Genomic DNA, 23185 nt, shown 5'->3' with positions numbered 1-23185 from the left:
GACACAACTTGGAATGACTCTCATTCTTGTGCCTCGCTTGCCCCATCCACGCAAACTGAGTTATCTTGCCCTGGCATCAGCTTTCCTGAGGGTCGGGCATTTGCGGCGGCTGCTGTTTCTCAACGGCATCAAGGCATTCGAGGCGGCGGCGCGGACCGGCAGCTTTGCTGCGGCCGGGCTCGAGCTGAGCGTGTCGGCGGCTGCCGTCAGCCGTATGGTGCACCTGCTGGAAGAGCGGCTCGGCGTCGCGCTGTTCGAGCGCAAGGCCAACAAGCTGGTGCTGACGCAGGCCGGCCGCGCCTATCAAGGCGGGCTGACGCCGATCTTCGATGCGCTGGCCAGCCTCACCGCACAGGTGACGGCGCCGGCAAGCGTCCGCGTGCTCACCATCGGCGTCGGACATACGTTTGCGATGCGCTGGCTGATCCCGCGCCTGTCGGAGTTTCGCAGCGAGGAGCCCGACATCGAGGTGCGCTTCACCACCGGCGGCGCATCGGTGCCTTTCGGCGAGGACTGGAGCTGCGGCATCAAGCTCGGCACCGGCGACTGGCCCGGCCTCGTCGCCGAGCCGCTGTTCGCCGGCGACTTGACGCCGGTCTGCGTGCCCCGCCTCGCCGCAAACGTAAAGCGTCCAGCCGACCTCAAGGGCCCGAGCCTGATCCGGGTCGAACATTCGCCCGAGGACTGGCCGATCTGGCTGAAGGCCGCGAACCTCCCTCGCATCAATCCGCGCGGGCCCGAGTTCCAGTTCTACGGCCAGGCGCTCCAGGCCGCCGCCGACGGGCTCGGCATCGCCATGGGCATCCGGCCCTATATCGACGACGACATCGCCGCGGGCCGGCTGGTGGCGCCGTTCGACCTCTCGGTGCCCAAAGGCATGCGCTGGTATCTGCTCTATCGCAGTTTTCAGACCGAGCAGCGCGATTTTGCCGCGTTTCGCCGCTGGATCATGCGCGCAGCATCGGAACCGGCCGCGCGTCCGAGGCGGATCGGCCGCGCCTCGACGCGGAACTGATGCCGACGCGCAAAAAAGCCGGACCGCTTGTGAACGGCTTCACATCCTGAAATCCGCAAACGTGGTCCCCTGACCCTCCAACAAGACACGCGAACACGACACTTTGGGGACGACCAATGACGACCCTCTACGACGGCTTTGACATCGAATCCTTCGAAGCTGGCAAAGGCCTCTGGCACGCCCGGATCCGGCGCGCCGATTTCAGCCCGGTTGCCATCGACGGCGTGCTGTTTCCGGCCATGGAGGTCGGCTTCGCCTGGCCCGACCCGGACGCCGCGATCGCCGATGCCAAGCACCACATCGACCGCTTCCGCCGGCGCGCCGACGAGAACGACGACGAATAAGCGAGCGGGACTGCAAGCAAACCAGGGACAGCGCGGTGTAAAGGGGGGATCGGTCATGTCAGTCATCGAATTCGAGGACACGCCGCGGCCGAGGATCTATGCCCGCACCGTGCTGTCGAAATGCCCGGAATGCGACGGCGATCTCACGGTGCTCCGCGTGATCGGCGGCCGCGCCGGATGCGAGTACTGGACCATGCGCTGCACCGATTGCGGCGGCATCCATCTCGACATCCTGAGGCCGCATCAGGCCGCCGAGGACGACGAGGGACCGCCGGCAGCGTGACGTTCCAGCCTGCTGCCAACCTGCTGTCAGCAGGCTGCATGCGGACGGGCATTCGCCCTTTTCTGAGAGGCGGACTCGTCCCATATTCGCCTCATGGCGAAGAAACCTGCATCCTCCGAAAAATCCGGCAAATCCCCCAAATCGAAAGCTCATCGGCCTGACGTGCAGCCGATCGGGCCGGCGCTGGCCGAATTGCTCAATCCCGCGATCAATCGCGGCGATGCCGGGCTTGGCTCGGGCACCGGCCTGCAGCCGCCGCCGGACAATTCGCGCGACCGCCGCGCCGGCGGCGAGGCCGCCGCGCACCGCGCGCGCGCCTCGACGCCGAAGGATTTCCCGACCGATCGTCCTGCAGGGCTCGACGAGGCGCCGCAGGCCAATTACGGCACCGCCGCCACGATCCCGACGCTCGATCCGGAACTGGCACGGCAGCTCGGCCTCCCCACCGAGGAGGATGACGCCGAGGCCCTCGCCCGCCCGCCGCGCACCAAGATGGAGGCGCTCGGCGTCAAGGCCACCGCCGACGCGCTGGAATCGCTGATCCGCGAGGGCCGGCCGGAGTTCCGCAAGGACGACGGCTCCACAAAAGTGTGGACCCCGCACCGGCCACCGCGTCCTGAAAAGTCCGAAGGCGGCGTGCGCTTCGAGATCAAGTCCCACTATGAGCCGCGGGGCGATCAGCCGACCGCGATCAAGGAGCTGGTCGAGGGCATCGAGCGCAACGACCGCTCGCAGGTGCTGCTCGGCGTCACCGGCTCGGGCAAGACCTACACCATGGCCAAGGTGATCGAGGCGACGCAGCGCCCCGCCATCATCCTGGCGCCGAACAAGACGCTCGCCGCCCAGCTCTATGGCGAGTTCAAGAGCTTCTTCCCCGACAACGCTGTCGAATACTTCGTCTCGTATTACGACTACTACCAGCCGGAAGCCTACGTTCCACGCACCGACACCTATATCGAGAAGGACTCCTCGATCAACGAGCAGATCGACCGCATGCGCCACTCGGCGACGCGCGCGCTGCTCGAACGCGACGACGTCATCATCGTGGCCTCGGTGTCCTGCATCTACGGTATCGGCTCGGTCGAGACCTACACCGCCATGACGTTCGCGCTGAAGAAGGGCGAGCGCATCGACCAGCGCCAGCTCATCGCCGATCTCGTCGCGCTCCAGTACAAGCGCACCCAGGCCGATTTCACCCGCGGCACCTTTCGCGTGCGCGGCGACGTCATCGACATCTTCCCGGCGCACTATGAAGACCGCGCCTGGCGCGTGAACCTGTTCGGCGACACCATCGAGAACATCGAGGAGTTCGATCCGCTCACCGGCCACAAGCAGGACGAGCTCGAATTCATCAAGATGTACGCCAATTCGCACTATGTGACGCCGCGCCCGACGCTGGTGCAGGCGATCAAGTCGATCAAATCGGAGCTGAAGCAGCGGCTCGACCAGCTCAACAACCAGGGACGCCTGCTGGAAGCGCAGCGGCTGGAGCAGCGCACCACCTTCGACCTCGAGATGATGGAGGCGACGGGAAGCTGCGCCGGCATCGAGAACTATTCGCGCTATCTCACCGGACGACTGCCCGGCGAGCCGCCGCCGACGCTGTTCGAATACGTCCCCGACAACGCGCTGGTGTTCGCCGACGAAAGCCACGTCACCGTGCCGCAGATCGGCGGCATGTTCCGCGGCGACTTCCGCCGCAAGGCGACGCTGGCCGAATACGGCTTCCGCCTGCCGTCCTGCATGGACAACCGCCCGCTCCGCTTCGAGGAGTGGGACATGATGCGGCCGCAGACGGTCGCGGTGTCGGCGACGCCGAGCGGCTGGGAGCTGAACGAGAGCGGCGGCGTGTTCGTCGAGCAGGTCATTCGTCCGACCGGACTTATTGATCCTCCGGTCGACATCCGCCCCGCCCGCACCCAGGTCGACGATCTCGTCGGCGAGGTCCGCGCGACAGCCCAAGCCGGTTATCGCTCGCTGATCACGGTTCTCACAAAACGCATGGCGGAGGATCTCACCGAATATCTGCACGAGCAGGGCATTCGCGTCCGCTACATGCACAGCGACATCGACACCATCGAGCGCATCGAGATCATCCGCGACCTCCGTCTCGGCGCCTTCGACGCGCTGGTCGGCATCAACCTCCTGCGCGAAGGCCTCGACATTCCCGAATGCGCGCTGGTCGCGATTTTGGATGCCGACAAGGAAGGTTTTCTGCGCAGCGAGACCTCGCTGATCCAGACCATCGGCCGCGCCGCGCGCAACGTCGACGGCAAGGTGATCCTCTATGCCGACCAGATGACGGGGTCGATGGAGCGCGCCATCGCCGAAACCAACCGCCGCCGCGAAAAGCAGGTCGAGTACAACACCGCCAACGGCATCACGCCGGAGAGCGTGAAGAAGCAGATCGGCGACATCCTCAACTCCGTCTACGAGCGCGACCACGTGCTGGTCGAGGTCGGCGGCCACGACATGACCGACGACGTCATCTCGATCGGCCACAACTTCGAAGCCGTGCTCGCCGATCTCGAAACGCGGATGCGCGAGGCCGCCGCCGATCTGAACTTCGAGGAAGCCGCCCGCCTCCGCGACGAAGTCAAGCGCCTGCGCGCCACCGAGCTCGCGGTCGTCGACGATCCCACCGCCAAGCAGCGGACCGTACAGGGCAAGGCCGGCGCCTACGCCGGCGCGAAGAAGTACGGCGACGCCGCAAATTTGCCGGTCAGCGCGATGAAGAAGAAGACCGTGAGCTCCGCGCTGAAAGCCAGCGGCGGCGGCAGCGGCTCAAAGGTCCACAAGCCGCATCTCGACGAGATGCACGGCCCGGAATCCCTGCCCTATCGCGAGAAGCAGACGCTGCCGGCAAAACCGTTCGGCAGCACCAGCCGCATCATCCAGCCGACGGACTCGCGGCAGTCCGGGCCGGAGTTCGGGCCGGCGCCGAAGTCGACGGGTGGGCAGCCGGGGCGGCGGGGTGGGTGGAAGAAGAGGTAGGCGGCACATCTGCAATCGTCGTGGCTATGGATTCTCAGATGCGCAATTGCGCATCATAGCTCGCCGCTTTGCCGCGCCCCGGAATGACGAAGTGTCCCTCACCCCGCGATCGTCGCGAGCAGCGACAGCAGCAGCACCGACGCCACCAGTTGCATCGACGTCGCGGGTTTGGCGCGCCAGCGGGCGATCTTTTCGGGGAAGGAGAGGCTCGCGTCGAAGAACTGCGCTTCGTAGCCGCTCTTGACGCTCGGAAATGCCGACCCGACCGAGACGACGAAGATGCTGTAGAAGACCGACGCCAGCGCAATGGTGAGCGCGTGATTGCCTCATCAGCGACGCTGCGGCGAAGATCGGGAAGCCCTGAAGGATCGTGGTGGGCGCAAAGCCTTCGAGCCAGTTGAGCGGGCCGGGTTTCGACGCGGTGATGAAGGGCATGGCGCCTCACCCCACGCTCGCCGTCACCACCGCCATCACCGACAGCAGCAGCACGATGGTCACGAGCTGGAGCGAGGCGACCGGCTGGGTGCGCCATGCCGTGATCTTGTCGGACAGCGAGAGGTGGGCTTCGAAGAATTTTGGCTCGTAGACGGTCTTGAAGACGGCGGGGAAGCTCGGGCCGAGGGTCACAGCTAACAGCGCGTGCATCAGCGAGGCCATTGCGACGAAGATGGCGACGCCGGGGTCGCCGACGAGGTCGTGGTTGCCGACGAGCTTGAGCAGGAAGGCTGCAGCGGCGAAGGTCGGGAAGCTCTGCAGCGTCGCGGTCAGCGCGAGGCCTTCGAGCGCGTTGTACAGGCGGGACTTTCTCGCGGCGGCGATGGCGGCCATGGCACGTCTCCCTGATGACATGTGAATGACGTTAGCTGCGATGCCCGAGGGGCGATGTGAGGTGGGTCACGCGGTGCGCGCCGTGCTCTTCAGCAGGTCCGGGTTCCCTTGCGCTGGGTTGGCGCGCCTGCCGATGTGCACATGGCGTCATCGCACGAGCCGAGGGGGCAAGCGAATTCTTGCATGCGAAGGCTCGCACAACCTCCAATTGTACCCCCATGAACCGGGCATTGTGCTCGCGCGTCATACCCTGCAATCACCCTGTGATTTTGCGGATTGATGGACCCGCGAGACGCGCGATAGCGTTCGCAAGTCCGGAGCCAACGAAAGCGGGCGCGGCATGAGTGTTGAATCGCTGAACAGGCAACGCGTGCTGCATCTGCTCGACGCCTTCGCGCGCGGCGACATCGAGGCCGCGCTGGCGTGCTGCACCGAGGACGTCGACTTCCTCAGCCACGCGCCGATCGACATCCTGCCGCACATGGTGCCGCGCCACGGCAAAGCCGAGCTGCGCGAGCTCTGGCAGACGGTCTGGTCGCGCTATTCGGAGATCCGCTACAGGACGCCGCACATCCTCGCCGAGGGCGAGGCGGTCGCGACCTACATGCAGGCCTATTTCAGGAAGCGCAGCAACGACCGCATCGTGCAGTTCGACATGGCCGTGTTCTACACCTTCCGCGGCGGGCTGGTGGCCGAGATCCGCGAGATCATCGATTCCTACGATCTGGTGCAGCAGGTGCTGGAGCGCGAGATCGGGCCGCTGATCATGGGCGCGCCGGCGGACGGGGTGTAGCCCCAATCCCCGCTTCCTTGGTGGAGACGTGGAACCCGCTATCGGAACCCACTCGCACCGGAAGATTACGGGGTTCTGTTGTAAATCTCACAAACCGGGATCAATTGTGCATTGCGAAAACGTGAATTGCGTTTTGGCCGAAATCGGGTATTTCGTTCGCATACAAATGAGTTGAGCGACCCTTTGGGCACATTGCCGTGCACGGGGTTGTTTTCCTTTTTTTCGCAAGCCAGCTTCAGGACTGCCCAAAATGACAGAGCACAGCCTCTGGCGTTTCTCGCGCGCGTTGCACCGTGCGATCAACGACCGGCATTTCGAGGACATCGAGGCCCTGATCGACGAGGACGTCGAGTGGGCGCTCTACGGCCCGATCGACATGTTCCCGTTCCTCGGCGCGCGCCAGGGCAAGGACGCCGTGCTCGACGTCATCCGCCAGCTCGCCGACAATTTCCAGGTTCGCCGCTTCGACCGCGAGAGCATCATGCTGGGCCTGGATTCCGCGGCCTCGATGCTGCGCTATTCGCTGACGGCGCTGGATTCCAACAAGCCGATCAGCTTGCGGGTCGCGCAATTCGCCCAGTTCAAGGCGGGCAGGCTCATCAGCATGCGGGTGCTGATCGACACGTTCGATCTGGTCGAGCAGGCACTCGGCCGCGCCATTCATCTGCCGAAGATGACCGGCGTCGGCTGAGGGGGGACAGCCAGCGGGCCCCGCTGTTCGGGACCGATGACAATGCCTGGCGCGACGTCCTGGCCTCCAGCCCCGCCGGATGCCGTCGTGCCGGAAGCCCGTCATCGGGCGCGCGCCTTGCGCGCGCCCCGTTGGTTCGCCGTTCCAGTTGTTTGAGCATGATCTTTCCGGAAAACCGCTGCACACTTTTCCGGATCATGCTCGCGAGGCGAGCCGCCACAATTTCGCAACGATAGGTCAGCATCTTCAGCGCCGGAATGGCGCATGGCGTTTGGCCGCCTTATATTGGCGGAGAACATGCGCCGGGGCTTGCGGGCAGGACGATGGAATTCTCGACAGGGTTTGGCTGGACCAGGCTGCCGGTGCTGGCGGCCGCATTCATTTTGGGCTCGGTGCTGACGGTCTCGGCGCAGATCATTCCGCCTTTCTCCCCCGCCGCGACCGCGCCTGACGAGGAGGCCGAGGCCGCCGAGACCCCCGACGTCAACGATCCCGACGTGCTCAAAGGCATCGACGTCGACAAGCTCGACTGGAGCCAGCTCGCGGTCGACGCCGGCACCGGCAGCGACGTCATGGCCGCCAAGAAGCGCGCCCAGGCCGCCGCCAAGGACGGCCTGGACTGGTCCTCGAACGCCAATGCGAACGGCTCCTCGGGGGTGACGGTGAAGCAGTCGGTGTCGTCGTTCTGGGACGCCCGCATCGGCGCCGACATGACGGTGACGAGCGAGCCGCGGACGATGTCCGAGCTGCTGGCGCAGAAGGCCACCAACGGCGGCAACCTGCCGCAATCCTCCGGCAGCGCCTGGGCGGCCGCGACCGCGCCGGGCGCGGGCTCGATCTGGGACAAGACCGCGGTGGAAGCCCGCGTCGATCCCGGCTCCGAACAGAGCAAGATTGGGGCGTCGCTGAGCAAATCGGTGCCGCTGTCGGGCGACACGTCGCTGACGCTGCAGAACGGCTACAGCGTCAACCAGCAGGGCACGACCGCGGTCCCCGGCATCGGCGGCCACATCACGCGCAATTACGAGACCGACCAGACCGCCAAGGTCACCATCACCGACACCGGCACCAGCATCACCGCCGGCCAGTCGCTGTCGACCACCGACGACAAATGGCTGCGCAAGTTCGGCGCCGAGCAGAAGCTGTTCGACAACGTCACCGTCTCCGGCTCGGTCGGCGAGACCTCGCAAGGCGCGATCAACAAGAGCGTGACGGCGGGCTTCAAGAAGAGCTGGTAGACCAAGCGTCCACGCTTTCCCCTCATCCCGAGGGCGCTCCGAAGGAGCGCGCTCCTCACCATGAGGGGATCGGTTCCGATGCGCCTTGCGCCATTCACACTCCCCTAACCATACGCCACGGCAAAACCCCCGAATGGTCCGCCCTTGCCGCATCTCGGCCCATTTGCGGCCCAATTCAGGCGCCCTGATGCGAGCTGCCTTACAGACATCGTCGTGCGGGGGACACTCGCGCTGCGCTCAACGCGAACAGGGGAACAACGATGAACGCCATCCGTCCGGAAAAGATCGAAGCCGCCGAGACCGAGACCGCCGTGGACAACAATCTCGCCGCGGTGACGGAGGTCGAAGCCGGCATCCGTGACTTCGTCCGCAACGACATCGCCTATCTGCGCCGTCCGGCATCGCCGACCACCGACGCGCCGCCGCTCGATCCGAGCGCGGAGGCCACCGTCACCAACGTCAACTCGCTGATCCAGCGCGTCGCCGGCACGTCGCTCGCCGAGATCGAGAATTTGATCTCGGAGCTCGAGAGCCTGCGCGACCTGCTCCATGCCGAAGGCCAGCGCGTCCAGCGCGAGATCTCCGGCTACGCCCAGCTCAGCCAGGCCGCGATGAAGTCGACCCGCATGATTGCCGACAACGTCTCGCAGTGGAAGCGCGCCGCCGACGGCCTGCGCAACAGCTAAGCACTGGCACCAAGCATCACCGAGCCGCCGCGTCCCGAAAGGGGCGCGGCGGTTTTGATTCAGGGGGTCTCGTGCCCCGGACGCGGTGCGGCAGCACAAGCGCGTTCACGCGCGTCTTCGACGCGCTATGGTGACGCGCCGCAGAGCCGGGGCCCATGGTCAGGATTCATGCGCGGCGCAATGGGTCCCGGCTCTGCGCAGCAGCGTTACACGCTGCAGCGCGTCCGGGACACGAGAGTGCAGTCTTGAACCCTCCGCCCCTCGCCGGCGACCAATGCCAAGCGCCCGCAGCTGTTGCGGCCGGGCCGGGGACATTTCAGATGGAAAGCATTCGGCCCGACAACACGGACCCGATACCGCTGCGGCCCGCGCCGAACCAGTTCGGCACGATCATGCTGCGTTTTGTCGGATTGCTGGCGGTTGCGATCGCCATATTGGCGTTCGTCTATAGCCGCTGAGGGGAGACCGGATTTCCGGTCCCGAAAACTTAACGAATTCTTACCGGCTCGCGTCGACGGTCGAGGCTTCCAGGGTGAAGGCGCCATCGGCATAGCCCTTCACCACCATGCCGGCGACCAGCATCACGGCCAGCGTCGCGGTAGCAAAGATAAATCCAACAAACTTGAGTGCGCCGCGGTCAGCCATGGTCCTCGTCCCCTGTCCTCTGCCTATTCGTTCAAATAGACAGCGACAGGTTCATAATTGGTTAGCAACTCGATGGTTCCGCCAAACTGCTTCGGGGGTAACCATGTTGCGCAGGCTTATGGCAGCCCCCCGGAATCGCGTCCATAGCGCGCGGGCAACACTCGCGCGCTCATTTGGACCGTTCATCTTGGAACAGATCTAACCGCTCTTCCGCATCGGCACGAAGGCGCTGGCGGTGATGGAATAGACGTCCTCGCCGCGCTGGTTGGTGCCGGTGGTGCGCGCCGTCAAAATGCCCCAGCCGGGGCGCGAGGCGGAGGTGCGCTTGTCGGTGACGACATTGACGTAAGCGACGGTGTCGCCGGCGAGCACCGGCCTGATCCAGCGCAGGTCGCGAAAGCCCGGCGACGGGCCCCACACCGCGACCTCCTCGCCACGCGCCACGGCTTCCCGCGCCAAACGCTGGCCGTCGGCGACAAGCAGGCTCATGCAGGCCGAGCCGACATGCCAGCCCGAGGCGGCAAGCCCGCCGAACAGCGAGTCCTTGCCTTCCTCCTCGTCGAGATGAAAGCGCTGCGGATCGAATTTCGCGGCGAAAGTCTTGATGGACTCCGCCGTAAACGTATAGGCGCCGATCTCGCGGCGCTGGCCGATCTCGATGTCGTCGAAGAACCGCATCAGACCGCTCCCTCGCGCCGCTTGATCAGGATGGGCGAGGTCATCTCGCCCAGCGCCTGGCCCTGAGCGTTGCGCACGGTGCATTTGAACTTGACGATGCCGAGCTCGGGGCGGCTCTTCGAGGTGCGCGCCTCCAACACATCGACGTCGAGTGTCAGGTCGTCACCCGGCCTGAGCGGCGAGAGCCAACGCACCTCATCGACGCCGGGAGACCCCAGCGAGGCGGCGCGGGTAATGAAACCGTCGGCCATCATCCGCATCATCAGCGAGCAGAGATGCCAGCCCGAGCCGGACAGGCCGCGCAGCATGCTCTTGGCCGCGGCGTCCTCGTCGAGGTGCATCGGTTGCGGATCGAACTCGGCGGCAAAGGCCAGAATCTCGTCGCGGGTGACATGGCGCGGGCCGAATGTTCCGAAACGGCCGGGCGGGAAATCTTCGAAGGTCAGGGTCATCTTGGGATTGGCTGGCGGAAATGACAGATTGTGGCCGCACTTTGCGGCAATCTCAACCCGCCGGCCCGCATGGCTCGTGCTACATACGGGGTGACGGCGTTGGCCTTGAGTCGGATCAACCGAGGGCCTGGATCCAACTGCGCGGCCCGATTTGAAGGCGCGATTTGCCTTGGGGAGAGCAATGTTTTCATTCAGCGACCTGTTTCAGTGGGACCGCTTCATCACCCCGACGATCATCAAGACCTTCTACTGGCTGGTGATCGCGCTGATCTGCCTGTTCGGTCTCTCCGGCATCTTCTCCGGCCTGGCTGCGATGGCGATCAGCCCGTTCGGCGGCTTCCTGGTGCTGCTGTCCTCGATCGCGAGCGTCGTCGTCGGCGTGGTGTTCTCGCGCATCGTCGCGGAGCTGATCCTGATCGTCTTCCGCATCAACGAGCATCTCGGCGCGATCAGGGACCAGGGCGGCGGGATGAAGTGAGGCTCGCGCAGGTGCCGTAGGGTGGAAGCTCCGGGCTGCGCGAAGCGCAGTCCCTAGGCGTAACCCACCTCTTCTGTTTCTGCGGATAGAGACCGCGGTGGGTTACGCCGAGCGGTCTGCGCTTCGCGCAGTCCGCAGGGCTAACCCACCCTACGAGCGCGCTGTTCGCGGCTTACGTATTGAACCGGAAATGCATCACGTCGCCGTCGGCGACGACGTATTCCTTGCCTTCGAGGCGCAGCTTGCCGGCATCGCGGGCGCCGGCTTCGCCGCCGAGCGCAACGTAGTCCTCAAACGCGATGGTCTCGGCGCGGATGAAACCCTTCTCGAAATCGGTGTGGATCACGCCGGCCGCACCCGGCGCCTTGGTGCCGCGATAGATGGTCCAGGCGCGCGCTTCCTTCGGGCCCACCGTGAAATAGGTGATGAGGTCGAGCAGCGTGTAGCCGGCGCGGATCAGGCGATCGAGGCCGGCCTCCTCCAGGCCCAGCGTCTCCAGGAAGTCGGCGCGCTCTTCACGCGAGATGGTGGCGATCTCGGATTCGATCTTGGCGGAGATGACGACGGCGACCGCGCCTTCCTTGGCCGCCTGCTCCTGCACCGCCTTGGAGAACGAATTGCCCGTCGCGGCCGAGCCTTCCTCGACGTTGCAGACGTAAAGCACGGGCTTCGACGACAACAGGCCGAGCATGCCGAAGGCACGCTCCTCCTCCGCCTTGCGCTCGACGAGGCGCGCGGGCTTGCCCTCGCGGAGCAGCACCAGCGTGCGGTTGACGAGGTCGAGCTGCTCCTTGGCGTCCTTGTCGTTGCCCTTGGCCTTCTTGGTGAGGTTGTCGACGCGCTTCTCGAGGCTGTCGAGATCGGCGAGCATCAGCTCGGTCTCGATGGTCTCGATGTCGGCGAGCGGGGCGATCTTGCCCTCGACATGGGTGATGTCGGAATCTTCAAAGCAGCGCACGACATGCGCGATGGCGTCGACCTCGCGGATGTTGGCGAGGAACTGGTTGCCGAGGCCCTCGCCCTTGGAGGCGCCGCGCACGAGGCCGGCGATGTCGACGAAGGTCAGCCTGGTCGGGATGATCTGCCCGGACTTGGCAATCGCCGCGAGCTTGTCGAGCCGCGGATCGGGCACGGCGACCTCGCCGACGTTCGGCTCGATCGTGCAGAACGGATAGTTCGCGGCCTGCGCCGCGGCCGTCTCGGTCAGCGCATTGAACAAGGTCGACTTGCCGACATTGGGCAACCCGACAATCCCGCATTTAAATCCCATGGTGTCCTCTATCCGTTCGTCATGACCGGGCTTGACCCGGCCATCCACGACTTTGACTTGCTGCACCAAGAACGTGGATGCCCGGAACGAGTCCGGGCATGACGGAGAAGCTAGCGTTATTCCTTGCCGTTCTCGTCCTTGGTCAAAAATCCCTTCGCCTGCATGGCGAGATGCACCCTGTTGGCGAAGGTCGCGTCCGTGCCCTTGGCGACCAGCGCCGCGTGCTCGGCCACCGCCTCGCACAGCGTTGCCACCCAGTCGTTGTCGGACTTGGCGAAGTCCGACAGCACGTGGCCGTGCACCATTTCCTTGACGCCGGGATGACCGATGCCAAGCCGGACCCGGCGATAGTCGTTGCCGATATGCGCCGAGATCGAGCGCAGGCCGTTGTGGCCGGCGATGCCGCCGCCGATCTTCACACGCACCTTGCCCGGCGGCAGCTCGAGCTCGTCATGGAACACGGTGACGTCGCCGGGAGCGATCTTGAAGAAGCTTGCGGCTTCCTGCACGGCGCGGCCGGAATCGTTCATGTAGGTCGTCGGCTTGAGCAGGATCACGCGCTCAGTGCCGAGCGTGCCTTCCGAGGTCTCACCCTGAAAACGACGGCGCCATGGTGCGAAACCATGACGCCGCGCGATCTCGTCGACGGCCATGAAGCCGATATTGTGCCGGTTACGTGCGTATTTAGCGCCGGGATTGCCGAGCCCAACAAAGAGTCGCATGACGCGGCGCGCCCCTCGCTCGGCACGCGGTCAGGGACCGCGCGCCAGCTTTGAGAGATTACTTCTTCTTGTCGCCGCCGGCGGGAGCCTTGGCAGCAGCCGCCGGAGCAGCAGCAGCCGGAGCCGCAGCGCCAGCCGCCGGAGCAGCCGCAGCAGCGCCCGGAGCAGCAGCCGCAGCGGCGGCCTTCTGCTCTTCGGCGTAGCCGGACGGCGGCACGATGGTGACGAGGGTCGCGTCCTCGCGGGTCAGCGCCTTCACGCCGGCCGGCAGCTTGACGTCCGACAGATGGAGCGAGTGACCGATTTCCAGCGCGCCAACGTCGGCCTCGATGTACTGCGGGATGCTCTCGACACCGCATTCGAGCTCGATCGCGTGGGCGACGATGTTGACGGTGCCGCCGCGCTTCACGCCCGGGGAGGCTTCCGACTTCACGACGTGCAGGGGCACGCTAATGCGGATGGTGGCGCCTTCGCCGAGCCGCATGAAGTCGACATGGATCGGGAAGTCCTTGACCGGATCAAGGTGGTAATCGCGCGGAATCACGCGGTGCTTCTTGCCGTCGAGTTCGACGTCGACCAGCGTGGTCAGGAACCGGCCGGCGAGGATGCGCTGGCGCAGTTCGCGATCGTCAACCGAGATCGGGAGCGGGGGCTGGTTGTTACCATAGATCACTCCGGGCACTCTCCCGGCGCGACGCTCTGCCCGGGCGGCCCCCTTGCCGCTCTTCGGACGTGCGGTCGCCTTCAATTCCTTGACGGTCGTCGCCATAGTCTAAGTCCTTGTTTTTGCAAAAGTTAATGGGCCGCAGCGCGGCCCATGGTGCAGTTCGCAGCAAGCCTCCAGGGGTGCGGGGGCCGCGAACTTGGCGGGCTTTTACCCGGAAGATGCGGAAATGACAAGGAGAATGGGCCGCCGGAAGGGACCTGGTCAGCCGTCATTCCGGGGCGGTCGCGATAGGGACCGAACTATGGCGCGCAATTGCGCACCCGAGAATCTCGAGGTTCCCAGGTGCGCAAGTGCGCACCATGGTTCGCGACTTCGTCGCGCCCCGGAACGACAAAAAACCTACCCGCCGAGCTTGGCCTCCAGCGCCACGATGCGCGCCTTCAGGGCCTCGTTCTCCTCGCGCGCCAGGCGGGCCATGTCCTTGACCGCCTCGAACTCCTCGCGCTTGACGAGATCCATGTCGCGCAGGAATTTTTCGGCCTGGGTGCGCATCACCGTGTCGAACTCGCGCTTGACGCCCTGGGCCGCGCCGGCGGCGTCGTTCATCAGGCGGCCGATCTCGTCGAAAAACCGGTTGTTGGTCTGGGTCATGTCGGTCTCCTGGCGGCCTCAAGATAAACTTTGCGCGAACTCTGCAAAACACAATGGCAATCCGAAGAGGCCGGTTCAAGGGCCGATCGGAGGTATCCTTGTCATGCCCCGGTTTCCTTGCAATCGTATTCAACGTCCCTGCATAAGAAGAATCACAAGGCGACAAGAGATGATCGACCAGCAGATCGCGATCCCCACCAAGGACGGCCACACCGCAACCTTCATCAGCCATCCCGAACGCGGCGGGCCGTTCCCGGTCGTCCTGTTCTACATGGATGCGCCGGCGATCCGCGAAGAGCTGCGCGACATGGCGCGCCGGCTTGCGACATCGGGCTATTACGTGATGTTGCCGAACCTCTATTACCGCTCCGGCGTGATGGAGCTCGGCGCGCTGCCGGCCGATCCGAACGCGCCGGAGCGCAAGCGCATGTTCCAGCTGATGGGCTCGCTCACGATTCCCATGATCATGGACGACACAAGCGCGCTGCTCACCTATGCCGAGGGCCAGGCGGCTGCGAACACGAGGATCGTCGGCACGGTCGGCTACTGCATGAGCGGCCGCTACGCCATCAACGCCGCCACGCATTTCCCCGATCGCGTCAAGGCTGCCGCCTCGGTCTACGGCGTGCAGCTTGCGACGGACCAGGACGACAGTCCCCATCTCGCCGCCAGCAAGACCAAGGCCGAGCTCTATTTCGCCTGCGCCGAGACCGATGTCTACGCCCCGCCGGAGATCATCGAGAAGGTCAAGCAGGGCATGGGCGGCGCGAAAGCCGAGGTCGAGATCTACCCCGGCACGCATCACGGCTTTGCCTTCCCCAAGCGTCCGGTCTACGACCGCGACGCCGCCGAGCGGCATTGGGAGCGGCTGCTGGCGCTCTATCGCCGCAATCTCGTCCAGACATAGAAGGCGCGATGCCCTTTCTGCTCATCAACTTTCCATCGTTCAGCCCGATCGCGCTCGAGATCGGACCGTTCGCGATCCGCTGGTACGCGCTCGGCTATATCTGCGGGATCACGTTCGGCTGGCTCTATGCGCGCGCGCTGATCAAGAACGACAGGCTGTGGGCAGGCTCCTCGCCGATCAGTCTGGCGCAGATCGACGATTTCATCTTGTGGGTGACGCTCGGCATCATTCTCGGTGGCCGCACCGGTTACGTGCTGTTCTACAATCTGCCCTTCTTCATCGAGCACCCCGCTGCGATCTTCAGATTGTGGGAAGGCGGCATGTCCTTCCACGGCGGCTTCCTCGGCTGCGTCGTGGCGGTGATGTGGTTCGCCCGGAAGAATGGCATCTCGATCCTGTCGCTCGGCGACATCACCTGCGGCGTTGCGCCGATCGGGATTTTCCTGGTGCGGCTGACGAACTTCATCAACGGCGAACTCTGGGGCCGCGCCGCCGACCCCAGCCTGCCCTGGGCCATGATCTTTCCGACCGGCGGTGACGTACCGCGCCATCCGAGCCAGCTCTATGAAGCAGGCATGGAGGGCATCCTGCTCTTCACCGTGCTCGCCGTGATGATCCGGCTCGGCGCCCTGAAGCGGCCGGGGCTCATCCTCGGCAGCTTCATCCTGATCTACGGCCTGACCCGAATCATCGGCGAGCATTTCCGCGAGCCGGACGTCCAGCTCGGTTACCTCTGGGGCGGATTAACCATGGGCATGCTGTTGTCGATCCCGATGCTTATTGTCGGCGGCATACTTATTGTATTGGCAGTGAGGCGCGGTGCGCCGCAGCCCGCAGAGGCCATTCGTTAATTCCTTTCGAGAAGATAGACCGTGACCGAACAGCCGCTACTCAACGAGATCAGGGCGCTGATCAAATCCTCAGGCCCCATGCCGGTCTGGCGGTACATGGAACTGTGCCTGATGCACCCGCGCTACGGCTATTACGTCTCGCGCGATCCGCTGGGGCGTGAAGGCGACTTCACCACCGCGCCCGAGGTCAGCCAGATGTTCGGCGAGCTGCTGGGGCTGTGGACCGCCTCGGTGTGGAAGCAGATGGGCTCGCCGCAATTCCTGCGGCTGATCGAGCTTGGTCCCGGCCGCGGCACCATGATGGCGGATGCGTTGCGCGCGCTCCGCGTGCTGCCGCCGCTCTACCAGGCGCTCCACATCCACATGGTCGAGGTCAATCCCGTCCTGCGCGAGCGGCAGAGTGCGACGCTGCAAGGCGTGCGCAACATCGCCTGGCACGACAGCATCGACGACGTGCCCGAGGGACCGAGCATCATCCTTGCCAACGAATATTTCGACGTGCTGCCGATCCACCAGATGGTCCGCCACGAGAACGGCTGGCACGAGCGCGTGATCGAGATCGACGGCAATGGAAAACTTCAATTCGGCGCGGCGGCCGAGCCGACCCCGCGCTTCGACGTGCTGCTGCCGCCTTTGGTGCGCGCAGCGCCCGTCGGCGCTGTGTTCGAATGGCGGCCCGACGGCGAGATCATGAAGCTCGCCACGCGCGTGCGCGACCAGGACGGCGCGGCGCTGATCATCGACTATGGCCATCTGCGCAGCGATGCCGGCGACACCTTCCAGGCGATCGCGCGCCACACCTTCACCGATCCGCTGAAGGCGCCCGGCCAGGCCGACGTCACCGCCCATGTCGACTTCCAGGCGCTGGCGCGCGCGGCCGAGGATGTCGGCGCCCGCGTGCACGGCCCGGTGACGCAGGGCGATTTCCTCAAGCGCGTCGGCATCGACACCCGCGCCGCCGCCCTGATGCAGAAGGCGACGCCGGAAGTTGCCACCGACATTTCCGTGGCGCTCAAGCGCCTGACGGAAACGGGTCGCAGCGGCATGGGCTCGATGTTCAAGGTGCTCGGCATCTCCGAACCGCGGCTGACGGGCATTGCCGGCCTCAGCGACCTCGAACAGGCCGGAGACGCCTCATGACGCTCGCATCGTCGCTGCTGTCGGCCGTGCCCGGCCTGCGCCATGCCTTCTTCACCCGCGAGGGCGGTGTCTCCAGCGGCATCTATTCCGCGCTGAACGGCGGGCTCGGCTCCAACGACGACCAGACCCTCGTCGCCGAGAACCGCCGCCGCATGGCCGAGCATGTCGGCGTCACGCCGGACCATTTCGTCAGCCTGCACCAGATCCATTCGCCCGACGTGCTCGTCGCAGACCGCGCGTGGCCGAGCGGGCCACGGCCGAAGGGCGATGCGCTGGTGACGAAAACGCCCGGCATCGCGCTCGGCGTCTCCACCGCGGATTGCGGGCCGGTGCTGTTCGTCGATCCCAATGCGCGCGTGATCGGCGGCGCCCATGCCGGCTGGAAGGGCGCACTGACCGGCGTGCTGGAGGCGACGATCTCGGCGATGGAAAAGCTCGGCGCCACGCGCAGCGGCATCATTGCCGCGATCGGGCCCTTGATCCGCCAGGACAGCTACGAGGTCGGCAACGAGTTCGTGGCGCGCTTCATCGAGGCGGATGCGGACAATGCCGTGTACTTCATCCCGTCGGTGCGCGAGGGCCACGCGATGTTCGACCTCGCCGGCTTCATCCGCAAGCGGCTGGAAACCGCCGGCATCCTGATGATCGACGACCTTGGACTGGACACTTATGCGGACGAGCGCTTCTTCAGCTATCGCCGCTCGGTGCATCGCAAGGAGCCGGATTACGGCCGTCACGTTCACGCGATCGCGCTGGAAGGATGAGGTCTCGTGCCCCGGCTCGGCGGCGCAGCACGCAAGTGATGCGCCGCTGAGCCGGGGCCCATGTCTCCACGATCTCGATCTCGGCGGCAATCTGGGTCCCGGCTCAGCGCAGCGGCACTGCGCGCCGCAGCGCGTCCGGGACACGCACCGTTTTCCCGACCCGCGCCTTGAAAGCTGCACGCTGGACGCGTGAACACAAGGGCAACGTCGTCTCATTCCGGGGCGCTATCCTGACGCGATGACGGTGGCCTGTGTCGCCGCCGCCCTAGACCTTAATCGATTTTAACGATATCGCTGCCCTCCATAATGAGGGACGCGTCATCCATCTTGCGCCGCGCGGGTTCGCGCGTGCTCGCGGTCATGCTGCTGGCGGCTGCGACCGCGCTCGGCGGCTGCGCCGGCGGCGGTGGCAATGCCGCCAACTCCTATGCGATGGCGCCGAGCGCCGGCTCCGGGGCGACGGTCGCCTTCGAATCCATCGACGGGCCGCCTCCTCAGGTGTTCGACCGCATGGTCGGCGTGCTCGACAGCGAATCCAAGCTGCGCAGCCTGTCCGTGGTCTCCCGCGAGGGCTCGGCCGCCTACCGCGTGCGCAGCTACCTCTCCGCCCAGGTGGTGCGCGGCAAGACCGTGATCGCCTGGGTCTGGGACGTCTACGACGCCAACCAGCAGCGAGCGCTGCGTCTCTCCGGCGAGGAACCGACCTCCGCCAGGGGCGGCCGCGATCCCTGGGGCGCCGCCGACGACCTCGTGCTGCGCAAGATCGCCCAGGCCGGATTCAGCGGACTTTCCAACATGATCAACGGAACGCCGGATGCGCCTGGCACTGCTCCCGCCCTGCGCGGACCGGCGGTGGCGAGCGTGGTCCCGGAGGCCCCGGTGGCGGAGCTGCCGGCCTCCGCCCTCGGCTATGCCGATCGATAACCCCCGCTAAACCACGGCCTCGACTTTCAGCCAAGCCGTTGGCCCGACTCGGGATTTTCGAAGGGAAAACGTAGCATCCCGGGTTGCCATTGCGGCCCTCGGCCTGATATTTCCTCGCCCGTCATAACCGTGCTGTCAGTGGGTATTCTCTGATGTTGAACGTCGTATCCAGCAAAGCGCGGGAGGAAGCGTCCATGTCGGCCAAGAACGGCTCCATCAAGCTCGTCGCCGGCAACTCCAATCCGGCTCTCGCCCAGGCCATCGCGCAGGGCCTGGACATGCCGCTGACCAAAGCGGTGGTCCGGCGCTTCGCCGACATGGAGATTTTCGTCGAGGTCCAGGAGAACATCCGCGGCTCGGATGCCTTCATCATCCAGTCGACCTCGTTTCCGGCGAACGACAATCTGATGGAGCTGCTGATCATCACAGACGCGCTGCGCCGCTCCTCGGCGCGCCGCATCACCGCGGTGATCCCCTATTTCGGCTATGCCAGGCAGGACCGCCGCTCCGGCTCGCGCACGCCGATCTCGGCCAAGCTCGTCGCCAATCTGATCTCCCATGCCGGCGTCGACCGCGTCATGACGCTCGACCTGCATGCTGGCCAGATCCAGGGCTTCTTCGATATCCCGACCGACAATCTGTTCGCTGCCCCCCTGATGGTGCGCGACATCCGCGAACGTTTCGACCTCTCCAAGGTGATGGTGGTATCGCCCGACGTCGGCGGCGTCGCCCGCGCCCGCGGCCTCGCCAAGCGCATCAACACCCCGCTCGCGATCGTCGACAAGCGCCGCGAACGTCCGGGTGAATCCGAAGTCATGAACGTGATCGGCGACGTCTCCGGCTACAGCTGTATCCTGGTCGACGACATCGTCGATTCCGGCGGCACGCTGGTGAACGCGGCCGATGCGCTGATCGCCAAGGGCGCCAAGGACGTCTACGCCTACATCACCCACGGCGTGCTCTCCGGCGGCGCCGCCGCCCGGATCGCCGGCTCGAAGCTGAAAGAGCTCGTGATCACCGACTCGATCCTGCCGACCGAGGCGGTGACCAAGGCACCGAACATCCGCACGCTGCCGATCGCCAGCCTGATCTCGGACGCGATTGCGCGCACGGCCGCGGAAGAATCGGTGTCGAGCCTGTTCGACTAGTTTTTCCGATCCCAGAGGTCTCGTAGGGTGGGCAAAGGCGCGACGCGCCGTGCCCACCTTTTTCTTTACCGCGCCAATGTTGGGCACGCTTCCGCCTTCGCTCTTCGAGCTACGGCTGACAAGTCGCTTTGCCCACCCCACGGCATCGAACTCTGACGCGCCGCAACAAGCCCCCACGGGTTGTTGCCAACCGCCGCCCATGACATCATTCAGATTCCGAGTCATCTCTGCCCGCTGGATACCTGATGCCCCGCCGGAAATTTGCTTGGGAAAAGCTGTCCGATGACGAGTTGCTCAAGCAGCGCCTCTCTAGCCTGAGGGTTACGGTCGAAGGCACCTGGCTCGAGGACTGCGTCGCCACGCTCCACGAGGAGATGGAAGAGCGCGGCATCCGGCTGCGGCCGCACACGTGGATCTCGAGCGAGTGGTTCAGTCCGGGAGATGTGCCCGGCATCGCCATCCCCTTCTATCTCGCCCATCCCCGGCTGATGAAGCTCGAGAAGAAGATGATGTTCGACGTCGAGGGCGGAACCTGGCGCGAGTGCATGGCCATCCTTCGCCACGAGGCGGGCCATGCCATGCAGCACGGCTTCCAGTTGCAGCGGCGCCGGCGCTGGCAGCAGCTGTTCGGGCCGTCGTCAAAGCACTACCCGCGTTACTACCGGCCCAATCCGGCGAGCCGGCGCTACGTCCAGCACCTTCGGCTCTGGTACGCACAGAGCCACCCCGACGAAGACTTCGCCGAGACGTTTGCGGTGTGGCTGCGGCCGCGTTCGAACTGGCGGACGCGATATGCCGGCTGGCCGGCGCTGAAGAAGCTCGAATATGTCGACGAGCTTATGGGCGAGATCGCGGGAAAGCGACCGGTGATCACGGCGCGCGAGCGGGTCGATCCACTGAGCAAGCTCAGCCAGACGCTCGAAGACCACTACAAGAAGAAGCAGGCGTTCTACGCCTTCACGCCACCGAAGACCTACGACCGCGACCTCTCCCGGCTGTTTTCCGCCGATCCACGGCATCGTCGCTCTCAGCCCGCTTCCAGCCTCATTCGGCGACACCGCGCCCAGATCAGGCAGCTGGTCGCGCGGTGGACGGGCGAGAACCAGCTCACTCTCGATGCCGTGCTTGACGAGATGATCTCCCGCTGCCGCGAGCTCGATCTGCGCGCGGCGGGCCCCGAACCGAAGCTCGTTCTCGATTTCACCGTCCTCGTGACCGCCAAGACGATGCACGCGCTGTTTGGCCCGTCTCGGCGCAAATGGATCGCGCTATGAGACGACTCCGTATTCTCGTGCTGATGCATCCGGACTTCCTGCCTCCGGACTCCTCCGACGGCTACACGCCGCAGGAAATCAACAACTGGAAAACAGAATATGACGTCGTTAGCACCTTGCGCGCGGCCGGCCATGAGGTCCGCCCGCTCGGCGCGCAGGAGGAAATCAGGCCGGTCCGCGAAGCGATCGAGGAGTTCAGGCCGCACGTGGTGTTCACGCTGCTGGAGGAATTCCACAACAACGTCGCCTACGACCAGCACATCGCAAGCTATCTCGAGCTGATGAAGGTACCCTACACCGGGTGCAATCCGCGCGGCCTGATCCTGGCGCGCGGCAAGGATCTCTCCAAGACGCTGGTGCATCACCGCAGGATCGCGGCGCCGGCCTTCGCCGTCTTCCCGATGCGCCGCAAGGTGAAGCGGCCGACGCGCCTTGCGCTGCCGCTGATCGTCAAGGCCCTCAACATGGATGGGTCCTTCGGCATTTCGCAGGCCTCCATCGTCGACACCGACGAGAAGCTCGCGGAACGCGTTGCCTTCATCCACGAGCGGGTCGAGACTGCGGCTATTGCCGAGCAGTTCATCGAGGGGCGCGAGCTCTATGTCGGCGTGCTCGGCAACAACCGGCTGCGCGTGCTCCCGGTCTGGGAGTTGAAATTCGGCAGTATGGGCGGACGCAGGTCACGCCACATCGCCACGGAAAAAGCCAAGCACGACACCGACTATCAGGAGAAGGTCGGCATCGTCGACGGGCCGGCGAAGGACCTGGCGCCCGAAGTGACCGCGCGGATCCAGCGGGCCGCGAAGCGCATCTACCGTGCGCTTGGCCTCGATGGTTACGCGCGCATCGACTTCCGCCTCGCCGCCGACGGCACGCCGTATTTCATCGAAGCCAACCCCAATCCGGAAATCGCGAAGAGCCAGGAGTTCGCCACCGCGGCTCAGCGCGACGGGCTGAAGTACAAGGATCTGCTACACCGCATCCTGACGCTCGGGATCAGCCGGGCCAAGGCGGGTGTGTCGCTGGGGTGAGCTGCGCGGCTTGCGCTGCTGTCGGGGATGCGAGCCGCAAGCGCAAAGCCCGGTATAGCCGCCCGTCTCCACGGCACGACCTCCTCCCGCCGCCGACTTTATAGGGGCGGCGGCGGGATTGACAATCAGCGGCGGGTGACGAGACGACTACACGATCCCCGCCGCGACCTGGCCGCGCAGGCGCTCCAGGCCGTGCAACGTCTCCGCACAGGCTGCCGCCACCTCGACGCCCTTGATCGCGAAGTGCCTGCGGAAGAAATCGTAGTGCACCTCGGTCTCGTGGAATTGCTGCGGCGTCAGCACCGCCGAGAACACCGGCACCTCGGTGCGCAGCTGCACGTCCATCAGCGCCTTGATCACGGTGTCGGCGACGAACTCGTGGCGGTAGATACCGCCGTCGACGACGAGGCCGGCCGCGACGATCGCGGTGTAGCGCCGCGTCTTGGCGAGGATCTGCGCATGCAGCGGGATCTCGAACGAGCCCGGCACCTCGAACACGTCGACATGCGTGAGGTGGCGCGCCTCGGCCTCCTTGATGAAGGCGATGCGGGCTTCCTCGACCACGTCGTGGTGCCAGCAGGCCTGCACGAAGGCCACCCGCTGCGGTTTCGCGAAGCGCGGATGCTCGGTCGCTGGAACCGGCGGTTGCGTCTGGGACGTTTCGGTTTGGGGGTCTTGCAGCATCTGATTCATGGCTTTCCTTCAAAGGAC

General features: G+C 65.3%; 27 protein-coding genes. 18 read left to right on the top strand and 9 right to left on the bottom strand.

Going from position 1 to position 23185, the window contains the following annotated elements:
* The first annotated feature begins 100 nt into the window (after window positions 1-100).
* From RAD15_RS18705 to uvrB, 4 genes are all read left to right on the top strand, one after another.
* Complete coding sequence (locus RAD15_RS18705) at window positions 101-1015, top strand: LysR substrate-binding domain-containing protein (protein ID WP_458179603.1); 915 nt, start codon at window positions 101-103, stop codon at window positions 1013-1015.
* Window positions 1016-1131: 116 nt separating this feature from the next.
* Complete coding sequence (locus tag RAD15_RS18700; RefSeq protein ID WP_458179602.1) at window positions 1132-1359, top strand: hypothetical protein; 228 nt, start codon at window positions 1132-1134, stop codon at window positions 1357-1359.
* Between the two features lie 55 nt (window positions 1360-1414).
* Window positions 1415-1642 (top strand): hypothetical protein, encoded by a 228-nt coding sequence (locus RAD15_RS18695; RefSeq protein WP_458179601.1) that lies wholly within the window; start codon window positions 1415-1417, stop codon window positions 1640-1642.
* A gap of 93 nt (window positions 1643-1735) precedes the next feature.
* On the top strand, window positions 1736-4636 hold the full coding sequence (gene uvrB, locus RAD15_RS18690; protein WP_458179600.1) for an excinuclease ABC subunit UvrB: 2901 nt from the start codon (window positions 1736-1738) through the stop codon (window positions 4634-4636).
* A gap of 441 nt (window positions 4637-5077) precedes the next feature.
* Here uvrB and RAD15_RS18685 read toward each other — a convergent pair whose 3' ends face one another.
* The gene (locus tag RAD15_RS18685) at window positions 5078-5464 is read right to left on the bottom strand and encodes a hypothetical protein (protein WP_458179599.1); all 387 of its coding nucleotides are present in this window, start codon (window positions 5462-5464) and stop codon (window positions 5078-5080) included.
* A 340-nt stretch (window positions 5465-5804) separates the two neighbouring features.
* Here RAD15_RS18685 and RAD15_RS18680 point away from each other — a divergent pair, with 340 nt between their 5' ends.
* From RAD15_RS18680 to RAD15_RS18660, 5 genes are all read left to right on the top strand, one after another.
* A complete protein-coding gene (locus RAD15_RS18680) occupies window positions 5805-6257 on the top strand; it encodes a nuclear transport factor 2 family protein (RefSeq protein WP_458179598.1) in 453 nt (150 codons plus the stop codon).
* A gap of 250 nt (window positions 6258-6507) precedes the next feature.
* The gene (locus tag RAD15_RS18675) at window positions 6508-6948 is read left to right on the top strand and encodes a nuclear transport factor 2 family protein (RefSeq protein ID WP_458179597.1); all 441 of its coding nucleotides are present in this window, start codon (window positions 6508-6510) and stop codon (window positions 6946-6948) included.
* Between the two features lie 323 nt (window positions 6949-7271).
* Entirely contained in the window at window positions 7272-8186 is a 915-nt protein-coding gene (locus RAD15_RS18670; protein ID WP_458179596.1) for a hypothetical protein, read from the top strand.
* Between the two features lie 260 nt (window positions 8187-8446).
* Window positions 8447-8872 (top strand): hypothetical protein, encoded by a 426-nt coding sequence (locus tag RAD15_RS18665; RefSeq protein WP_458179595.1) that lies wholly within the window; start codon window positions 8447-8449, stop codon window positions 8870-8872.
* 320 nt (window positions 8873-9192) lie between these two features.
* The gene (locus RAD15_RS18660; RefSeq protein WP_187437467.1) at window positions 9193-9330 is read left to right on the top strand and encodes a hypothetical protein; all 138 of its coding nucleotides are present in this window, start codon (window positions 9193-9195) and stop codon (window positions 9328-9330) included.
* Window positions 9331-9370: 40 nt separating this feature from the next.
* Here RAD15_RS18660 and RAD15_RS18655 read toward each other — a convergent pair whose 3' ends face one another.
* The 3 genes from RAD15_RS18655 to RAD15_RS18645 all read right to left on the bottom strand — a co-directional run bounded on the left by RAD15_RS18655 (window position 9371) and on the right by RAD15_RS18645 (window position 10647).
* On the bottom strand, window positions 9371-9517 hold the full coding sequence (locus RAD15_RS18655; RefSeq protein WP_458179594.1) for a hypothetical protein: 147 nt from the start codon (window positions 9515-9517) through the stop codon (window positions 9371-9373).
* 198 nt (window positions 9518-9715) lie between these two features.
* Window positions 9716-10195 carry a MaoC family dehydratase gene (locus RAD15_RS18650; protein WP_458179593.1) on the bottom strand — a complete coding sequence of 160 codons (480 nt, stop codon included), beginning with the start codon at window positions 10193-10195 and terminating at the stop codon, window positions 9716-9718.
* On the bottom strand, window positions 10195-10647 hold the full coding sequence (locus RAD15_RS18645; RefSeq protein ID WP_458179592.1) for a MaoC family dehydratase: 453 nt from the start codon (window positions 10645-10647) through the stop codon (window positions 10195-10197). The genes RAD15_RS18650 and RAD15_RS18645 overlap by 1 nt, the downstream gene beginning before the upstream one ends.
* 181 nt (window positions 10648-10828) lie before the next feature.
* On the opposite strand from RAD15_RS18645, the gene RAD15_RS18640 reads away from it, so the two are divergent.
* Window positions 10829-11125, top strand: a complete 297-nt coding sequence (locus RAD15_RS18640) for a DUF4282 domain-containing protein (RefSeq protein WP_458179591.1) — start codon at window positions 10829-10831, stop codon at window positions 11123-11125.
* A gap of 172 nt (window positions 11126-11297) precedes the next feature.
* Here RAD15_RS18640 and ychF read toward each other — a convergent pair whose 3' ends face one another.
* The 4 genes from ychF to RAD15_RS18620 form a co-directional block, all read right to left on the bottom strand.
* A complete protein-coding gene (ychF, locus tag RAD15_RS18635; RefSeq protein WP_338311205.1) occupies window positions 11298-12395 on the bottom strand; it encodes a redox-regulated ATPase YchF in 1098 nt (365 codons plus the stop codon).
* A 116-nt stretch (window positions 12396-12511) separates the two neighbouring features.
* The gene (gene pth / locus RAD15_RS18630; protein WP_458179590.1) at window positions 12512-13117 is read right to left on the bottom strand and encodes an aminoacyl-tRNA hydrolase; all 606 of its coding nucleotides are present in this window, start codon (window positions 13115-13117) and stop codon (window positions 12512-12514) included.
* A 58-nt stretch (window positions 13118-13175) separates the two neighbouring features.
* Complete coding sequence (locus RAD15_RS18625; RefSeq protein WP_458179589.1) at window positions 13176-13886, bottom strand: 50S ribosomal protein L25/general stress protein Ctc; 711 nt, start codon at window positions 13884-13886, stop codon at window positions 13176-13178.
* Window positions 13887-14183: 297 nt separating this feature from the next.
* Window positions 14184-14435, bottom strand: a complete 252-nt coding sequence (locus RAD15_RS18620) for an accessory factor UbiK family protein (protein WP_028151569.1) — start codon at window positions 14433-14435, stop codon at window positions 14184-14186.
* 169 nt (window positions 14436-14604) lie between these two features.
* Between RAD15_RS18620 and RAD15_RS18615 the strand changes: the two genes are divergently transcribed.
* The 8 genes from RAD15_RS18615 to RAD15_RS18580 all read left to right on the top strand — a co-directional run bounded on the left by RAD15_RS18615 (window position 14605) and on the right by RAD15_RS18580 (window position 22474).
* Window positions 14605-15342, top strand: a complete 738-nt coding sequence (locus RAD15_RS18615; protein WP_458179588.1) for a dienelactone hydrolase family protein — start codon at window positions 14605-14607, stop codon at window positions 15340-15342.
* Between the two features lie 8 nt (window positions 15343-15350).
* A complete protein-coding gene (gene lgt / locus RAD15_RS18610) occupies window positions 15351-16193 on the top strand; it encodes a prolipoprotein diacylglyceryl transferase (RefSeq protein ID WP_458179587.1) in 843 nt (280 codons plus the stop codon).
* A 21-nt stretch (window positions 16194-16214) separates the two neighbouring features.
* Window positions 16215-17333, top strand: a complete 1119-nt coding sequence (locus RAD15_RS18605; protein ID WP_458179586.1) for a class I SAM-dependent methyltransferase — start codon at window positions 16215-16217, stop codon at window positions 17331-17333.
* Window positions 17330-18097: a peptidoglycan editing factor PgeF gene (pgeF, locus tag RAD15_RS18600; RefSeq protein ID WP_458179585.1), complete on the top strand. Its 768-nt coding sequence runs from the start codon at window positions 17330-17332 to the stop codon at window positions 18095-18097. The genes RAD15_RS18605 and pgeF overlap by 4 nt, the downstream gene beginning before the upstream one ends.
* Before the next feature lie 306 nt (window positions 18098-18403).
* The gene (locus tag RAD15_RS18595; RefSeq protein WP_458179584.1) at window positions 18404-19021 is read left to right on the top strand and encodes a hypothetical protein; all 618 of its coding nucleotides are present in this window, start codon (window positions 18404-18406) and stop codon (window positions 19019-19021) included.
* Window positions 19022-19215: 194 nt separating this feature from the next.
* Complete coding sequence (locus tag RAD15_RS18590; protein ID WP_458179583.1) at window positions 19216-20169, top strand: ribose-phosphate pyrophosphokinase; 954 nt, start codon at window positions 19216-19218, stop codon at window positions 20167-20169.
* A 245-nt stretch (window positions 20170-20414) separates the two neighbouring features.
* Window positions 20415-21443 carry a putative zinc-binding metallopeptidase gene (locus RAD15_RS18585; RefSeq protein WP_458179582.1) on the top strand — a complete coding sequence of 343 codons (1029 nt, stop codon included), beginning with the start codon at window positions 20415-20417 and terminating at the stop codon, window positions 21441-21443.
* Window positions 21440-22474, top strand: coding sequence for a D-alanine--D-alanine ligase family protein (locus tag RAD15_RS18580; protein WP_458179581.1), 1035 nt, complete (start codon window positions 21440-21442; stop codon window positions 22472-22474). Before RAD15_RS18585 ends, RAD15_RS18580 begins: the two co-directional genes overlap by 4 nt.
* 147 nt (window positions 22475-22621) lie before the next feature.
* Here the strand turns inward: RAD15_RS18580 and RAD15_RS18575 are convergent, their stop codons facing one another.
* Complete coding sequence (locus RAD15_RS18575) at window positions 22622-23167, bottom strand: 6,7-dimethyl-8-ribityllumazine synthase (protein ID WP_458179580.1); 546 nt, start codon at window positions 23165-23167, stop codon at window positions 22622-22624.
* Window positions 23168-23185 lie beyond the last annotated feature (18 nt).

The organism is Bradyrhizobium sp. 14AA (genome assembly GCF_054185205.1).
Note: the sequence above shows the minus strand (reverse complement) of the source record. Positions and strands in the feature narration are given on the sequence as shown.

Bases quoted from the DNA above. Each gene is read 5' to 3' on its own strand.
- RAD15_RS18585 (WP_458179582.1), top strand. From the start codon at position 20,415: ATGCCCCGCCGGAAATTTGCTTGGGAAAAGCTGTCCGATGACGAGTTG.
- RAD15_RS18695 (WP_458179601.1), top strand. From the start codon at position 1,415: ATGTCAGTCATCGAATTCGAGGACACGCCGCGGCCGAGGATCTATGCC.
- RAD15_RS18625 (WP_458179589.1), bottom strand. From the start codon at position 13,886: ATGGCGACGACCGTCAAGGAATTGAAGGCGACCGCACGTCCGAAGAGC.
- pgeF (WP_458179585.1), top strand. From the start codon at position 17,330: ATGACGCTCGCATCGTCGCTGCTGTCGGCCGTGCCCGGCCTGCGCCAT.
- RAD15_RS18645 (WP_458179592.1), bottom strand. From the start codon at position 10,647: ATGACCCTGACCTTCGAAGATTTCCCGCCCGGCCGTTTCGGAACATTC.
- RAD15_RS18680 (WP_458179598.1), top strand. From the start codon at position 5,805: ATGAGTGTTGAATCGCTGAACAGGCAACGCGTGCTGCATCTGCTCGAC.
- RAD15_RS18665 (WP_458179595.1), top strand. From the start codon at position 8,447: ATGAACGCCATCCGTCCGGAAAAGATCGAAGCCGCCGAGACCGAGACC.
- RAD15_RS18575 (WP_458179580.1), bottom strand. From the start codon at position 23,167: ATGAATCAGATGCTGCAAGACCCCCAAACCGAAACGTCCCAGACGCAA.
- pth (WP_458179590.1), bottom strand. From the start codon at position 13,117: ATGCGACTCTTTGTTGGGCTCGGCAATCCCGGCGCTAAATACGCACGT.
- RAD15_RS18650 (WP_458179593.1), bottom strand. From the start codon at position 10,195: ATGCGGTTCTTCGACGACATCGAGATCGGCCAGCGCCGCGAGATCGGC.
- RAD15_RS18685 (WP_458179599.1), bottom strand. From the start codon at position 5,464: ATGGCCGCCATCGCCGCCGCGAGAAAGTCCCGCCTGTACAACGCGCTC.
- RAD15_RS18590 (WP_458179583.1), top strand. From the start codon at position 19,216: ATGTCGGCCAAGAACGGCTCCATCAAGCTCGTCGCCGGCAACTCCAAT.
- RAD15_RS18595 (WP_458179584.1), top strand. From the start codon at position 18,404: ATGAGGGACGCGTCATCCATCTTGCGCCGCGCGGGTTCGCGCGTGCTC.
- RAD15_RS18700 (WP_458179602.1), top strand. From the start codon at position 1,132: ATGACGACCCTCTACGACGGCTTTGACATCGAATCCTTCGAAGCTGGC.
- RAD15_RS18640 (WP_458179591.1), top strand. From the start codon at position 10,829: ATGTTTTCATTCAGCGACCTGTTTCAGTGGGACCGCTTCATCACCCCG.
- RAD15_RS18655 (WP_458179594.1), bottom strand. From the start codon at position 9,517: ATGGCTGACCGCGGCGCACTCAAGTTTGTTGGATTTATCTTTGCTACC.
- RAD15_RS18670 (WP_458179596.1), top strand. From the start codon at position 7,272: ATGGAATTCTCGACAGGGTTTGGCTGGACCAGGCTGCCGGTGCTGGCG.
- RAD15_RS18580 (WP_458179581.1), top strand. From the start codon at position 21,440: ATGAGACGACTCCGTATTCTCGTGCTGATGCATCCGGACTTCCTGCCT.
- RAD15_RS18660 (WP_187437467.1), top strand. From the start codon at position 9,193: ATGGAAAGCATTCGGCCCGACAACACGGACCCGATACCGCTGCGGCCC.
- RAD15_RS18620 (WP_028151569.1), bottom strand. From the start codon at position 14,435: ATGACCCAGACCAACAACCGGTTTTTCGACGAGATCGGCCGCCTGATG.
- uvrB (WP_458179600.1), top strand. From the start codon at position 1,736: ATGGCGAAGAAACCTGCATCCTCCGAAAAATCCGGCAAATCCCCCAAA.
- RAD15_RS18675 (WP_458179597.1), top strand. From the start codon at position 6,508: ATGACAGAGCACAGCCTCTGGCGTTTCTCGCGCGCGTTGCACCGTGCG.
- lgt (WP_458179587.1), top strand. From the start codon at position 15,351: ATGCCCTTTCTGCTCATCAACTTTCCATCGTTCAGCCCGATCGCGCTC.
- ychF (WP_338311205.1), bottom strand. From the start codon at position 12,395: ATGGGATTTAAATGCGGGATTGTCGGGTTGCCCAATGTCGGCAAGTCG.
- RAD15_RS18615 (WP_458179588.1), top strand. From the start codon at position 14,605: ATGATCGACCAGCAGATCGCGATCCCCACCAAGGACGGCCACACCGCA.